Source organism: Actinoplanes sp. NPDC051405, from assembly GCF_055586185.1.
Map to the genome: position 1 here is coordinate 82,403 of NZ_JBVJIR010000024.1, position 14,108 is coordinate 96,510.

At 69.7% G+C, this 14,108-nt stretch carries 15 protein-coding genes; 14 read left to right on the top strand and 1 reads right to left on the bottom strand.

Annotated features, from left to right (window positions below; genetic code table 11):
• Positions 1 to 13 precede the first annotated feature (13 nt).
• From ACZ6S4_RS38975 to ACZ6S4_RS38985, 3 genes are read left to right on the top strand one after another with little or no spacing between them, the layout of a single operon-like run.
• Positions 14 to 658 (top strand): L-threonylcarbamoyladenylate synthase, encoded by a 645-nt coding sequence (locus ACZ6S4_RS38975; RefSeq protein WP_465479713.1) that lies wholly within the window; start codon positions 14 to 16, stop codon positions 656 to 658.
• A 2-nt stretch (positions 659 to 660) separates the two neighbouring features.
• A complete protein-coding gene (locus ACZ6S4_RS38980; protein WP_465479714.1) occupies positions 661 to 1,284 on the top strand; it encodes an arsenate reductase/protein-tyrosine-phosphatase family protein in 624 nt (207 codons plus the stop codon).
• Positions 1,281 to 2,231 carry an L-threonylcarbamoyladenylate synthase gene (locus ACZ6S4_RS38985; protein WP_465479715.1) on the top strand — a complete coding sequence of 317 codons (951 nt, stop codon included), beginning with the start codon at positions 1,281 to 1,283 and terminating at the stop codon, positions 2,229 to 2,231. Before ACZ6S4_RS38980 ends, ACZ6S4_RS38985 begins: the two co-directional genes overlap by 4 nt.
• 15 nt (positions 2,232 to 2,246) lie before the next feature.
• Here the strand turns inward: ACZ6S4_RS38985 and ACZ6S4_RS38990 are convergent, their stop codons facing one another.
• Positions 2,247 to 3,695, bottom strand: a complete 1,449-nt coding sequence (locus ACZ6S4_RS38990; RefSeq protein WP_465479716.1) for an SDR family oxidoreductase — start codon at positions 3,693 to 3,695, stop codon at positions 2,247 to 2,249.
• Positions 3,696 to 3,776: 81 nt separating this feature from the next.
• On the opposite strand from ACZ6S4_RS38990, the gene ACZ6S4_RS38995 reads away from it, so the two are divergent.
• The 11 genes from ACZ6S4_RS38995 to ACZ6S4_RS39045 all read left to right on the top strand — a co-directional run bounded on the left by ACZ6S4_RS38995 (position 3,777) and on the right by ACZ6S4_RS39045 (position 13,991).
• Positions 3,777 to 5,066, top strand: coding sequence for a serine hydroxymethyltransferase (locus ACZ6S4_RS38995; RefSeq protein ID WP_465479717.1), 1,290 nt, complete (start codon positions 3,777 to 3,779; stop codon positions 5,064 to 5,066).
• Positions 5,063 to 5,566, top strand: coding sequence for a hypothetical protein (locus tag ACZ6S4_RS39000; protein WP_465479718.1), 504 nt, complete (start codon positions 5,063 to 5,065; stop codon positions 5,564 to 5,566). The genes ACZ6S4_RS38995 and ACZ6S4_RS39000 overlap by 4 nt, the downstream gene beginning before the upstream one ends.
• A 209-nt stretch (positions 5,567 to 5,775) precedes the next feature.
• The gene (locus tag ACZ6S4_RS39005; protein ID WP_360822063.1) at positions 5,776 to 6,009 is read left to right on the top strand and encodes an AtpZ/AtpI family protein; all 234 of its coding nucleotides are present in this window, start codon (positions 5,776 to 5,778) and stop codon (positions 6,007 to 6,009) included.
• 15 nt (positions 6,010 to 6,024) lie between these two features.
• Positions 6,025 to 6,816 carry a F0F1 ATP synthase subunit A gene (gene atpB / locus ACZ6S4_RS39010; protein WP_360550272.1) on the top strand — a complete coding sequence of 264 codons (792 nt, stop codon included), beginning with the start codon at positions 6,025 to 6,027 and terminating at the stop codon, positions 6,814 to 6,816.
• A gap of 68 nt (positions 6,817 to 6,884) precedes the next feature.
• Positions 6,885 to 7,127 carry an ATP synthase F0 subunit C gene (locus tag ACZ6S4_RS39015; RefSeq protein ID WP_203775387.1) on the top strand — a complete coding sequence of 81 codons (243 nt, stop codon included), beginning with the start codon at positions 6,885 to 6,887 and terminating at the stop codon, positions 7,125 to 7,127.
• A 26-nt stretch (positions 7,128 to 7,153) separates the two neighbouring features.
• Entirely contained in the window at positions 7,154 to 7,708 is a 555-nt protein-coding gene (locus ACZ6S4_RS39020; protein ID WP_360550270.1) for a F0F1 ATP synthase subunit B, read from the top strand.
• Positions 7,705 to 8,526, top strand: a complete 822-nt coding sequence (locus ACZ6S4_RS39025) for a F0F1 ATP synthase subunit delta (RefSeq protein ID WP_465479773.1) — start codon at positions 7,705 to 7,707, stop codon at positions 8,524 to 8,526. The genes ACZ6S4_RS39020 and ACZ6S4_RS39025 overlap by 4 nt, the downstream gene beginning before the upstream one ends.
• A gap of 80 nt (positions 8,527 to 8,606) precedes the next feature.
• The gene (gene atpA, locus ACZ6S4_RS39030) at positions 8,607 to 10,271 is read left to right on the top strand and encodes a F0F1 ATP synthase subunit alpha (RefSeq protein WP_465479719.1); all 1,665 of its coding nucleotides are present in this window, start codon (positions 8,607 to 8,609) and stop codon (positions 10,269 to 10,271) included.
• A 3-nt stretch (positions 10,272 to 10,274) separates the two neighbouring features.
• Positions 10,275 to 11,204, top strand: coding sequence for a F0F1 ATP synthase subunit gamma (locus ACZ6S4_RS39035; protein WP_465479720.1), 930 nt, complete (start codon positions 10,275 to 10,277; stop codon positions 11,202 to 11,204).
• Positions 11,204 to 12,646, top strand: a complete 1,443-nt coding sequence (atpD, locus tag ACZ6S4_RS39040) for a F0F1 ATP synthase subunit beta (protein WP_465479721.1) — start codon at positions 11,204 to 11,206, stop codon at positions 12,644 to 12,646. Before ACZ6S4_RS39035 ends, atpD begins: the two co-directional genes overlap by 1 nt.
• A gap of 196 nt (positions 12,647 to 12,842) precedes the next feature.
• Positions 12,843 to 13,991 (top strand): LCP family protein, encoded by a 1,149-nt coding sequence (locus tag ACZ6S4_RS39045; protein ID WP_465479722.1) that lies wholly within the window; start codon positions 12,843 to 12,845, stop codon positions 13,989 to 13,991.
• Positions 13,992 to 14,108: the final 117 nt, after the last annotated feature.

Genomic DNA, 14,108 nt, shown 5'->3' on the forward strand with positions numbered 1-14,108 from the left:
ACTGCAACTTGTGATGCTCTACGACTGTCGGGCCGTGGCCGAGCGCGATCGCGGCATCGCCGCGGCTGTCGAGGCGGTCAAGAGCGGTGAGCTCGTCGTGCTGCCCACCGACACCGTGTACGGCGTGGGTGCGGACGCGTTCACCGCGCATGCCGTCAATGCCCTGCAGAACGCCCGCGGCGCGGACCGGCGCGTGCCCCCGCCGGTGCTGGTCGGCTCCCGGCACACGCTGGACGGCCTGGTCTATTCGCTGCCCCGGGCGGCGCGTGAGCTGGCCGACGCGTTCTGGCCGGGCGCGCTGACCATCATGGTCGAGCACTCGCCCAGCCTGCAGTGGGACCTGGGCGACACCGGCGGCGTGGTCGCGGTCCGGATGCCGCTGCACCCGGTCGCGCTGGAGGTGCTGCGCGAGGTGGGCCCGATGGCCGTCACCACGGCCAACAAGATCGGTCAGCCGGCGCCGGTCACCGCCGAGGAGGCCCGCGATCAGCTGGAGTACGCGGTCCGCGTCTACCTGGAGGCCGGGGCGGCCGCCGACCCGGCGCCGAGCACGATCGTCGATGTCACCGGCGACGTGCCCCGGGTGCTGCGCAACGGCGCGGTGCCGTTCGAGAAGCTGCGTGACGTCGTGCCGGACATCCTGGCCGTGGAGTCCTGACGATGCCGTTCACAGTGCTGCACGTGTGCATGGGCAACATCTGCCGGTCGCCGATGGCCGAGCGGCTGCTGGTCCTGGCCGCCGCCCAGCGCCTCGGCAAGCTCGATCCCGACGCGGAGCTCGATGACCTGCTGCGCAGTGTCAGCGCCGGCACCGGCGGCTGGCACGAGGGCGAGGAGATGAACCCGCCCGCGGCCCGGCAGATCACCCTGCGCGGCGGCAGCACCGACGGCTTCCTGGCCCGCAAGCTGACCAGCGCCCAGCTGGACGGGGCCGACCTGATCCTGACCGCGACGGCCGACCAGAGCGACTACGTGCACGCCCTGGTGCCGGGTGCGGACAGCCGCACGTTCGTTCTCGGGCATCTGGCCCGGCTGCTGCGCGACCTGGAGTCCGAGCCGCTCCCGCCGGCCGGCACCGACCCGGAGACATTCGCCGCCCGGGCCGCCGCCGTGGTCGCGGCGGCCGCCCGGCTGCGCGGCGAGACGGAGCCGCAGCCCGGCGACGACCTCGACGACCCGTGGGGCCGCGGCGACCAGACGTTCCAGCGCATCGGCGACACCATCGAAGAGGCGCTGTACCCGCTCGTGGACGCCCTGCTGCCGGGAGCGCCGAGGCCCGCGTGACGATCGTCGAACCGGACGCCGGCGGCCTGCGCCGTGCGGTGGAGCTGCTGCGGGACGAGTCCGTCGTCGCGTTCCCCACCGAGACCGTGTACGGCCTGGGCGCCCACGCCTTCTCCGCCACGGCCGTGGCCGAGGTCTACCGCCTGAAGAACCGCCCGTCCTGGAACCCGCTGATCGTGCACGTGGCCAACGTGGCGGCGGCCCGCGCGCTGGCCCACGAGTGGCCCGACGCCGCGAACGACCTGGCCGCGCGGTTCTGGCCGGGCCCGCTGACCCTGGTCGTCGAGCGGGCGAAGCACCTGCCGCAGGTGGGCGCCCCGACGACGACGATCGCGATCCGGGTGCCCGCCCACGAGGTGGCCCTGAAGCTGCTGGAGGCCTCGAACCTGCCGCTGGCGGCGCCCAGCGCAAACCGCTCGGAGGGCATCTCGCCGACCACCGCCGAGCACGTGCTGCGCAGCCTGCCGGAGGTGCCGCTGGTGCTGGACGGCGGCCCGGCCTCGTGGGGCATCGAGTCGACGGTGCTCGACCTGACCACGCCGACGCCCACGCTGCTGCGCCCGGGTGCCCTGGCGCTGCGCCCGTTGCGCGAGGTGACCGGCGCGATCGCGCTGCCTGAGGCGGTCACCGACGGCACGGCCCGGCCCTCGCCGGGCATGAGCCGGCGGCACTACGCCCCCAAGGCGACGGTTTTGCTCGTCGACGACGTGAAAGCGGTGGCCCGAGACGGCCTGGCCGCCCCGGTCGCGGTGCTGAGCTACGAGACGGCCGGCGACTACGACGCGGCGGAGGTGCTCAGTGCGGACCCCCGCGAGTACGCCGCGGATCTCTACGCGGCCCTGCACCGCCTGGACGACGCCGGGGTGGGCACGATCATCGTGCAGCGGCCTCCGGCCACCGAGGACTGGCTGGCCGTCCGGGACCGTCTGAGCCGCGCCGCCCGGTGAGCGCGCGGCCGCCGGTCAGCGGCTGGCCTGGTGGGCGATGTTGCGGGCCATGCCACTGAAGATCACCCCGTGGAACGGCACCACGCTCGCCCAGTACGCGTGCCCGGCCAGCCCGCGCGGCACGAAGATGGCCCGCTGCCGGTAGACGCTCGTCCCGTCCGGCCCGGGCTCGGCCGACATCTCCAACCACGCCCGGCCCGGCACCTTCATCTCGGCGCGCAGCCGCAGCAGCTCGCCCGGCCTGATCTCCTCGACCCGCCACCAGTCCAGCGCCTCGCCGACCAGCAGATGGTTGCGGTCGCGCCGGCCGCGGCGCAGGCCGACGCCGCCGACGAGCCGGTCCATCCAGCCGCGCACCGACCAGGCCAGCGGGAACGAGTACCAGCCGTTCTCGCCGCCGACACCCTCGATCACCCGCCACAGCGCCCGGGTGGGTGCGGCCACCGTGCGGGTGCGCTCGTCGACGTAGACGCTGCCGCCGGACCAGTCCGGATCGCTGGGCAGCGGCTCGGCCGCCGCGTCCCGGCCCACCGCGTTCGACCAGCGGGTCTCCACGTTCGCGTCGCGGACCTTGCCCAGGGCCAGCTGCACTGCCTCGTCGAAGCCCAGCAGGCCATCGTCGGGGACGTACCCGGCGATGTCGTGCTCGTGGGCGAAGGCTTCGTGAATGAGGCTGCCGACCAGCGGCCGGGCGATGGCATTGGGCACGGGCGTGACCGCACCCACCCAGTGCGCCGACAGCCACGGGCTCAGCGGACGCAGCGGCAGGATGATCCGCCGGCGCAGACCCGCGACCCGGGCGTAGCGGCGCATCATCTCCAGGTACGTCAGCACATCCCGCCCGCCGATGTCGAAGCCCCGGTTGACGTCCGCCGGCAGCGTGGCCACGCCGATCAGGTACCGCAGCACGTCCCGGACGGCGATCGGCTGGATCCGGTTGCGCACCCAGCGCGGGGTGATCATGATCGGCAGCCGCTCGGTCAGGTAGCGCAGCATCTCGAACGACGCCGAGCCCGAGCCGATGATCACCGGAGCCCGCAGCACCGCCGTCGGCACCCCGCTGTCCAGCAGGATCTTCGCCACCTCGGCCCGGGAACGCAGGTGGGCCGACGGGTGCTCGTCGGGTGGTGGCTCGGGACCACCGAGGTAGACGATCCGGCTGACCCCGGCCGCCTTGGCCGCGGTGGCGAAGTTGTGCGCCGCCTCGCGGTCGATCCGCTCGAAGTCCGGCTGCCCGAGCGAGTGCATGAGGAAGTAGGCGACGTCGACGCCCTCGAAGGCGGCCGGCAGCGTGCCGGGGTCGGACAGGTCGCCCTCCACCACCTCGGCCCGGCCCGCCCAGGGCACGTCGCGGAGCCGGGCGGCACTGCGGGACAGGCAGACGACGGAGTGGCCGGCATCGAGCAGACGGGGCGTCAGGCGGCCACCGATGTATCCGGTGGCGCCCGTGACGAGGCAACGCATACCACCACTGTGCCCGCAGGCAGGCCCCCATAAGCCATATGCTCGATCTCGGCAGCGTCGCCGAGGGTGAGGGAGCGCGTCATGGAGACTTTCTGGGGTCCCGACTTCGGCGCGCTCGAACACGAGGACCCGGAGATCGCCGAGGTGATCCTGGGCGAGCTGACCCGCCAGCGCGGCGGACTGCAGCTCATCGCCAGTGAGAACTTCACCTCCCCGGCCGTCCTCGCCGCGCTCGGCTCGACGCTGACCAACAAGTACGCCGAGGGGTATCCGGGACGGCGCTACTACGGCGGCTGCGCCGAGGTCGACCGGGCCGAGGAACTGGCGGTCGACCGGGCCAGGGAGCTGTTCGGGGCCGAGCACGCCAACGTCCAGCCGCACTCGGGCTCGTCGGCGAACATGGCGGCGTACGCGGCGCTCATTCAGCCGGGCGACACCGTGCTGGCCATGGGGTTGCCGCACGGCGGCCATCTCACCCACGGCAGCCGGGTCAACTTCTCCGGCAAGTGGTTCCACCCGGTCGGATACACCGTGCGCCGGGACACCGAGCTGATCGACTACGACGAGGTCCGCGACCTGGCCCAGGCGCACCGGCCCAAGCTCATCGTCTGCGGCGCGACGGCGTATCCCCGGCTGATCGACTTCAAGGCCTTCCGCGACATCGCCGACGAGGTGGGTGCCTACCTCATGGTCGACGCCGCGCACTTCATCGGGCTGGTCGCCGGCCGGGCCGTCCCGTCGCCCGTAGCGCATGCCGATGTCGTCACCTGCACCACCCACAAGGTGCTGCGGGGACCACGGGGAGGCATGATCCTGTGTCGTGAGGAGCTTGCCGCACGCATCGACAAGGCCGTCTTCCCGTTCACCCAGGGCGGGCCGCTGATGCACGCCGTCGCCGCGAAGGCCGTCGCCCTGCGCGAGGCGGCGCTGCCCGACTTCCAGTCGTACGCGCACCAGGTGGTCAAGAACAGCCAGGCGCTGGCCGCCGGGCTGGCCGCCGAGGGGATGCGCCCGGTCTCCGGGGGCACCGACACCCACCTCGCCCTGCTCGACCTGCGCGACACCGGGGTCAGTGGCCGCGACGCCGAGGCGCGCTGCGACCGTGCCCGGATCACCCTGAACAAGAACGCCATCCCGTACGACCCGGAGCAGCCCATGACGGCGTCGGGCATCCGGGTCGGCACTCCCAGCGTCACCACGCAGGGCATGCGCGAGGGCGAGATGCGCCAGATCGCCGGGTTGATCGCCGTGGCCGTGCGCGCGGACCCGGCCTCGGTCGGCGGGGCCACGCAGCTGCGTGAGGTCGCCGACGAGGTGGCCGAGCTGGTCCGGGCCTTCCCGGCGTACGACCGGGCGGGGGTGCCGGCGTGAACGACTCCGCCGACCGCGTGGTCCCAGCCCAGCCGGCTGCCGCCCAGCCGGCGCCGGCCCGCGACGACTATGACGACGACAACCGGCCGCTGCCGGATCTGCCGCCGCTGCCGGAGGACCCGCGCTGGCGGGTGGAGCACCTGCCCTTCCTCACCGCCTTCTCGGTCGCGCTGATGATCTGCGCGGCGTCGGTCGGCTTCTTCGCCGGGGGCGCCGACGCCGCGGTGGGTGCCGCGGCGGGCGTCGGCGTCGTGACGGTCAGCTTCACCATGACGACCCTGGTGTTCGCCTGGGCCGACACCGTGCGCCCGGCCCTGGTGCTGCCGCTGGGGCTGCTGACGTACGTGGTGAAGTACGCGTTGCTCGGCGTGATCATGGTGTTTGTGATCTCCTCGGAGTGGCCGGGCCGGCTCGCGATGGGCTGGGGGATCGTCGCGGGGGTGCTCGGCTGGACGGCTGTGCAGATCTGGTGGGTGGCGCGGACCAGCCTCTCCAAGTGATCTTCAGCACCGGCGTTTCGACTGGTCATTGCCGCTTTGGGTGGGCTCTCTCCACGATCCGGTGACTGACGCGCGACAAAGTTGTCCGGTTCTGGCGGAGGGGGAGTAGCGTGTTGCCGAGTTGCGAGACCCCTGACGCCTGGACAACTGCGGTTGTGCGGGGGGTCCCGCTTAGCTTCGTGTTACCTGCTGATATCGTTCGGGCCGTCATGACCGGTCAAGAACCTCCCAGCAAACCCCACGATGACGACGGTCAGAACCCGCCCGACACGGGCCAGGGGATGACGGCGGTCAGTTATCTCCTCGGGGGCATGTTGGTCTGGGGCGGGATCGGCTGGTTGGTCGACCACTACGTCGGCACCAAGGGCATCTTCGCCGGAATCGGCGCCGTCGTTGGTATCGCCGGCGGTGTCTACCTCATCGTGCGCCGTCTCGGCGCCTGACAGGAAAGGGCTACGGTGATCGGTCAGTCGACGGTCCTCGCAGCGGAGTTCCCGCCCAGCGTCGAGGACTTCTACCTGCCCAGCATCCTGCCGTGGGGCGCTCACGACTCGTACTGGTTCACCAAGATCACACTGTTGGTCTGGGTGGCCGTTGCTCTGATCATCATCTTCTTCCTGGTGTCGTACCGGAAGCCGCAGCTGGTGCCCACGAAGAAGCAGTGGCTCGCCGAGAGCCTCTACGGATTCGTGCGCAACAACATCGCCGTCGAGATGATCGGGGCGCGAGGTGTCGCGTTCGCGCCGTACCTCACGACGCTGTTCTGCTTCATCCTGCTGAACAATCTCTTCAGCATCGTGCCGCTGATCCAGATCTCGCCGAACTCGCACATCGCGTTCCCGGCGATTCTCGCGGTCATCAGCTACGTGATGTTCATCTACGTCGGCATCCGGCACCACGGCGGCTTCTTCAAATACATGAAGGCCGCGCTCATCCCGCCGGCGCCGTGGTTCATCCTGCCGCTGCTGATCCCGATCGAGTTCTTCTCGAACTTCATGGTCCGCCCGTTCTCGCTGGCGGTCCGACTCTTCGCCAACATGTTCGCCGGCCACATGCTGCTGCTGGTGTTCACGCTCGGTGGCTTCGCGATGGTCAGCGCAAACGTGTGGTTCACGCCGTTCTCGATCGTGTCGTGGATCATGACGATCGCCCTGACCTTCCTCGAGTTCCTGGTGATCGTGCTCCAGGCCTACGTGTTCACGGTGCTGACCGCGAGCTACGTCCAGGGCGCGCTCGCCGACGAGCACTGAGCTGTTCGAGTACCACCCCGTTGTCGTCCCGCGTGACAGTCACGCGAGATACCAGGAGGAACTGAGCAATGATTCTCGCCGAAGTTGTGGGTAGCACCGCCGCCATCGGTTACGGCCTCGCCGCCATCGGTCCTGGCATCGGTGTCGGTCTGGTCTTCTCCGCCTACATCCAGTCGACCGCTCGCCAGCCGGAGTCCTCGCGTCTGACCCTGCCGTACGTCTGGATCGGCTTCGCCGTCATCGAGGCGCTGGCCCTGCTGGGCATCGCGTTCGGCTTCATCTGGCAGAACCTGGCTCCGAACGTCGGCTAGTTCTCCCCTTGCGGAACGGAGCTTCCATGCTTGCGTACCTGGCCGCCGAGGGCGGCGAGACAACTGAACACAACCCGATCATTCCCGCGTGGGAAGAGATCGTGGTCGGTACGGTCGCGTTCGCCCTGCTCTGCTTCGTGCTGATGAAGTTCGTCTTCCCGATGATGGAGAAGACGTTCGCGGCGCGGGTTGACGCGATCGAGGGTGGCCTCAAGCGCGCCGAAGCCGCCCAGGCCGAGGCGAACGAGCTGCTCGAGCAGTACCGCGCGCAGCTGTCGGAGGCTCGTACGGAGGCCGCGCGCATCCGTGACGAGGCCCGCGCCGACGCCGAGGGCATCCGTCAGGACGTCCTGGCCAAGGCCCGGGAGGAATCCGACCGCATCATCGCGTCCGGGCGCGACCAGCTCGCCGCCCAGCGCGAGAGCATCGTGCGCGACCTGCGCTCCGAGGTGGGCACGCTCGCCGTGGACCTGGCCGGCCGGATCGTCGGCGAGTCGCTCGCCGACGAGGCGCGCAGCCGGGGCACGGTCGACCGGTTCATCTCCGAGCTGGGCGCCGGCACGGGCACCGGGCGGCGCTGATGGCGACCGTCAACCGGGAGTCGTACGCCGCGGCCGTGGAGAAGCTGACCACGGACACCCGCACGGCCACCGCCGCGCAGCTGGCCACGGCCGCCGACGAGATCCTGTCGGTGGCGCGGCTGCTGCGCGGCCAGCCGCGGCTGCGCCGGGCACTGACCGATCCGTCGCGCAGCGGGGCCGACCGGGCCGAGCTGGTTCGCTCGCTGCTCGCCGGCAAGCTGGGGGAGACCGCCGTGGAAGCGGTGGCGACCCTGGCCCACGGCCGCTTCAGCCGGCCGGCCGAGCTGCTCGACGCGGTGGAGCGCCTGGGCGTCGACACCGTGCTGGCGGCCACCGAGAAGGCGGGCGAACTCGCCGAGGTCGAGGACGAGCTGTTCCGCTTCGGGCAGGTCGTGTCGGGTGACTCCGAGCTGGCCGTGACGCTGAGCGATCCCGGCGCATCGATCGACCGTCGCGTTAAGCTTGTCCAGGACCTGCTGAAAGGCAAGGTCCGGCTGGGCACGGGGCGGCTCATCGAGGTGGCCCTCGAGAGTTTCGGCGGCCGCAGCTTCGAGGCCTCGCTGAGCCGGCTGGTCGAGCTGACCGCCGGGAAGCGGGACCGTCAGGTCGCGTACGTGACGGTCGCCAAGCTCCTCGACGACGCCGAGGAGCAGCGGCTCGCCGCCAAGTTGTCCGACATCTACGGTCGGCAGGTGTCGCTGAAGGTCGATGTGGATCCGAGCATCATCGGCGGTGTCAGCGTGCGTGTCGGCTCCGACCTCTACGACGGCACGATCCTGCGGCGACTCAACGAAGCCCGGCAGGCGTTCGCTAAATAGTTTTTCCCCTCGGTGGCGGCGACGTCCCGAGCACGCCCTCGGCGGCGGCGACGCCCCGAGCCGACTAGAGAAGGCAGAGGATGGCCGAGCTGACCATCTCCTCGGACGAGATCCGGGGGGCGCTAGAGCGCTACGTCTCGTCCTATTCGCCCGAGGTCTCCCGCGAGGAGGTCGGCATCGTCTCCGATGCGGGCGACGGCATCGCGCACGTCGAGGGCCTGCCCTCGGCGATGGCGAACGAACTGCTCGAATTCGAGGACGGCACGCTGGGTGTCGCCCTGAACCTCGATGTCCGCGAGATCGGCGCCGTGGTGCTGGGTGACTACACCCACATCGAGGAGGGCCAGCGGGTCAAGCGGACCGGCCGCGTCCTGTCGGTCCCGGTCGGCGACGCCTACCTGGGCCGCGTCGTGGACGCGCTCGGAAACCCGATCGACGACCGTGGCCCGATCGAGAGCGAGGGCTTCCGCGAGCTCGAGCTCCAGGCCCCGAACGTCATGTCCCGTCAGCCGGTGAAGCAGCCGCTGCAGACCGGCATCAAGGCGATCGACGCCATGACGCCGATCGGCCGCGGCCAGCGCCAGCTGATCATCGGTGACCGCAAGACCGGCAAGACCACGGTCGCGCTGGACACGATCATCAACCAGCGGGCCAACTGGCAGTCCGGCGACCCCGACAAGCAGGTTCGCTGCATCTACGTCGCCATCGGCCAGAAGGCCACCACGATCGCCAGCATCCGGGGCACGCTCGAGGCCCAGGGCGCGCTGGAGTACACGACGATCGTGGCCTCGCCGGCCTCCGACCCGGCCGGCTTCAAGTACATCGCCCCGTACACCGGCTCGTCCATCGGGCAGCACTGGATGTACAACGGCAAGCACGTTCTGATCGTCTTCGACGACCTGACCAAGCAGGCCGAGGCGTACCGCGCCGTGTCGCTGCTGCTGCGCCGTCCGCCGGGCCGCGAGGCCTACCCGGGCGACGTCTTCTACCTGCACAGCCGCCTGCTGGAGCGCTGCGCCAAGCTCTCCGACGAGCTCGGTGGCGGTTCGATGACCGGTCTGCCGCTGATCGAGACCAAGGCCAACGACATCTCGGCCTACATCCCGACCAACGTCATCTCGATCACCGACGGCCAGATCTTCCTCGAGGCCGACCTGTTCGCCTCCGGCGTGCGCCCCGCCATCAACGTCGGCACCTCGGTGTCCCGCGTCGGCGGCTCCGCGCAGGTCAAGGCCATGCGCCGGGTCTCCGGCCGGCTCCGCCTCGACCTCGCCCAGTTCCGTGAGCTGGAGGCCTTCTCGGCCTTCGCCTCCGACCTGGACAAGGCCTCGCGGGCCCAGCTGGAGAAGGGCATCCGCCTGGTCGAGCTGCTCAAGCAGCCGCAGTACTCGCCGTACTCGGTCGCTGAGCAGACCATCGTCATCTGGGCCGGCACCACCGGCCAGCTCGACGACATCCCGGTCGGCGACGTGCAGCGCTTCGAGCGGGACCTGCTCGACTGGGTCAAGCGCAACCGCAGCGACACCTTCACGGCGATCGAGTCGACGGGTCAGCTCACCGACGAGCAGGTCGAGATCCTGCAGACCGGCGTCAACGAGTTCAAGACGCTGTTCAAGCAGGGCGAGACCGGCAGCAACGTCGGCAACGAGGCGGAGGCCGAGCCGCTCGCCGAGGGCAGCGAGAGCCGCGAGACGGTAACCCGCGAGGTCCGTTCCGGAGCCCGCTCCGCTCAGGACGAGAGCTAAGCCATGGCCGGTCAGGTTCAGGTACTTCGGCGGCGCATCCGCACCGTCAAGTCCACGAAGAAGATCGCGAAGGCGCAGGAGCTGGTCGCGACCAGCCGCATCGCCAAGGCGCAGGAGCGGGTGACCGCCTCCAAGCCGTACGCGGAGGCGATCACCCAGGTGCTCACGGCGCTGGCGTCCAACGCATCGGTCGACAACCCGCTGTTGCAGGCGCGCGAGCGCGTGCGGCGTGCGGGTGTCCTGCTGGTCACCAGTGACCGGGGCCTGGCCGGCGCCTACAACGCCAACGCGATCCGCACCGCGGAGCAGCTGATGGCGCGCCTGCGGGCGGACGGCAAGGAAGTGGCGCTGTACATCGTCGGCCGCAAGGGCGTCGCGTACTACCGCTTCCGGAACCGTCCGATCGAGGCGAGCTGGACCGGCTTCTCCGAGCGGCCCTCCTTCTCCGACGCCCGCACCATCGGCGACGCGCTGATCGAGGGGTTCGTCGCCGGTGCGGACGACGGGGACGGGCACTACGGGCCGGACGGCATCCAGGGCGTCGACGAGCTCCACATCGTGAGCACGCAGTTCAAGTCGCTCATGACCCAGACGGCGGAGGCGCGCTTCCTGGCGCCGATGCAGGTCGAGGAGCGCGAGCGCGAGCCCGGGCTGCGGCCGGCCTACGAGTTCGAGCCCGAGGCCGAGGAACTGCTGAACGCGCTGCTGCCGAAGTACCTCAACACGCGGATCTACGCGGCGTTGCTGAGCTCGGCGGCCAGCGAGTCGGCGTCCCGGCGCCGGGCGATGAAGAGCGCGTCGGACAATGCGGACGACCTGCTCAAGCGGTACACGCGCGAGATGAACTCCGCGCGGCAGGCTGCGATCACCCAGGAAATCAGTGAGATCGTCGGCGGCGCCAACGCGCTGGCCGCGGCGGGAAGTGATGGATGATGACTGCTGTAGCTGAGCCCACCAAGACGCAGGCCGGTGTCGGCCGCGTAGTCCGGGTCATCGGCCCGGTCGTCGACGCCGAGTTCCCCCGCGACGCGATGCCCGACATCTACAACGCGCTGCACGTCGACGTGACCCTGTCCGGGGGCACCAAGACGCTGACCCTCGAGGTGGCGCAGCACCTGGGCGACAACATCGTCCGGGCGATCTCGATGCAGCCGACCGACGGCCTGGTCCGCGGCTCCGAGGTCAAGGACACCGGCTCGGGCATCTCGGTGCCGGTCGGTGACGTGACCAAGGGCCACGTGTTCAACGCCCTCGGCGAGGTTCTCAACGCCGACGAGTCCACCCTGGACATCCAGGAGCGGTGGAGCATCCACCGCAAGCCCCCGGCGTTCGCCGACCTCGAGCCGAAGACCGAGATGCTGGAGACCGGCATCAAGGTGCTCGACCTGCTCGCGCCGTACGTGCGCGGTGGCAAGATCGGCCTGTTCGGCGGCGCGGGCGTGGGCAAGACGGTGCTCATTCAGGAGATGATCATCCGTGTTGCCCGTAACTTCGGTGGTACGTCGGTGTTCGCCGGCGTCGGCGAGCGCACCCGCGAGGGCAACGACCTCATCCTGGAAATGGAAGAGGGCGGCGTGCTCGACAAGACCGCGCTCGTCTTCGGCCAGATGGACGAGCCGCCGGGCACCCGCCTGAGGGTCGCCCTGTCCGCGCTGACCATGGCGGAGTACTTCCGGGACGTCCAGAACCAGGAGGTGCTGCTCTTCATCGACAACATCTTCCGGTTCACCCAGGCCGGTTCCGAGGTGTCGACGCTGCTCGGCCGCATGCCGTCCGCCGTGGGTTACCAGCCCACGCTGGCCGACGAGATGGGCGAGCTGCAGGAGCGGATCACCTCGGTCCGGGGCAAGGCGATCACCTCGCTGCAGGCGATCTACGTGCCCGCCGACGACTACACCGACCCGGCGCCGGCCACCACCTTCGCCCACCTGGACGCGACGACCAACCTCGAGCGGTCGATCTCCGACAAGGGCATCTACCCCGCCGTGGACCCGCTGGCCTCCAGCTCGCGGATCCTGGCGCCCGAGTTCGTCGGGGCCGAGCACTACGCGGTCGCCCGTGAGGTGCAGCGGATCCTGCAGAAGTACAAGGACCTGCAGGACATCATCGCCATCCTCGGTATGGACGAGCTCTCCGAGGAGGACAAGGTCACGGTGCAGCGGGCCCGCCGCATCGAGCGCTTCCTGTCCCAGAACACGTACGCCGCGGAGCAGTTCACCGGCGTTCCCGGCTCGACGGTCCCGCTCAAGGAGACCATCGAGGCGTTCAAGAAGATCAGCGAGGGTGAGTACGACAACTACCCTGAGCAGGCCTTCTTCATGTGCGGTGGCCTCGAGGACCTCGAGAAGAACGCACACGAGCTGATGAAGGGCTGATCCTGACGGATCATCTCGGGCCGCGCCGGCAGTTGCCGGCGCGGCTCATCCGTTTCCAAGTGCCCGTTTTGTCCGTTTGACCACGGGTGCGACGGTACGCGGACGCGAAGTTTTCTTCCGTTGTTCGGATACTCTTGGCACTGCTTGTGGCGCGGCCCCGCGATCAGCCCATTGATCGCGGCTGGTATCGACCGGCATGGTTGGGGATCGAGTGGCGAAGAGCGCGAAACCGAAGAGCGGACGGCGTGCCCCCTTGTGGGCGCGGCTGTGCGCGATCTTCGGCTGTGTCCTGATGGTCCTCAGCGGCGGCGCGCTGGTCACGAGCCAGGTGCTCGTCGCCCGCTATGCGAACGCGGTGCAGACCAAGGACCTCTTCGGCAATGCCGCCTCCGGTGCCACCAAGCAGCAGGTCAGCGACATCAAGGGCCCGCTCAACATCCTGCTCGTGGGCATCGACCCGCGCAACGACACCACCGCGCCGCTGTCCGACTCGATCATCGTCGTGCACGTGCCCAAGGGGCTGAAGACGGCGTACCTCTACTCGATCCCGCGGGACCTGCGCGTCGAGATCCCGCCGTTCGCCAAGACGAAGTTCGGTGGCGGCACGGCGAAGATCAACGCCGCGATGTCGTACGGCAGCTCTATCGGCGGCGGCAAGCACGACGTCGCCCAGGGCTTCGACCTGCTGGCCAAGACGGTGAGCAAGCTGACCGGCATCAAGAAGTTCGACGCCGGCGCGATCATCAACTTCAACGGCTTCAAGGACATCGTCGACGCGATGGACGGCGTCACGATGACCATCGACCAGAACGTGAAGTCAGAGCACCTCCAGCCGAACGGCAAGCCGCGGCCCCGTCGTCCGGAGTGCGCGAGCAACAACTGCGAGCACCCGTACATCGGCCCGCAGAAGCAGTACAAGAAGGGCACGTACCACCTGGAGGGCTGGGAGGCGCTGGACTACGTCCGGCAGCGCTACGGCCTGCCCCGCAGCGACTACGACCGCCAGCGGCACCAGCAGCAGTTCATCAAGGCGATGGCCTCGCAGGCCCTGAGCAAGAACGTGGTGACCAACCCGGTCAAGCTCGACAAGGTCCTCAAGGCGGCCGGCGACGCGCTGATCTTCGACGGCAACGGCCACTCGGTCGTCGACTGGGGTCTCGCCCTCAAGAGCCTGCGCGCCGACGACATGACGCTGGTGAAGCTGCCCGGCCGCAGCCTGATCACGAACGGCAGATATCAGGGCGAGGCGCTCGACTCCAGCGCCGAGGAGTTCTTCGCCGCGGTGCAGAGCGACACGATCTCCTCGTTCCTGATCGACCACCCGGACTTCCTCCAGAAGCTCTGACCGGCCGGCCGGGGCCCGTCCGTAGTGGCGGTCGCCACCCCAGGCACCGGCAGGTCACCCAGCCGTTTAGACTTCACCTCAATCGGTTCCGCCGGCTTTACAGAGCCGACCCGCAGC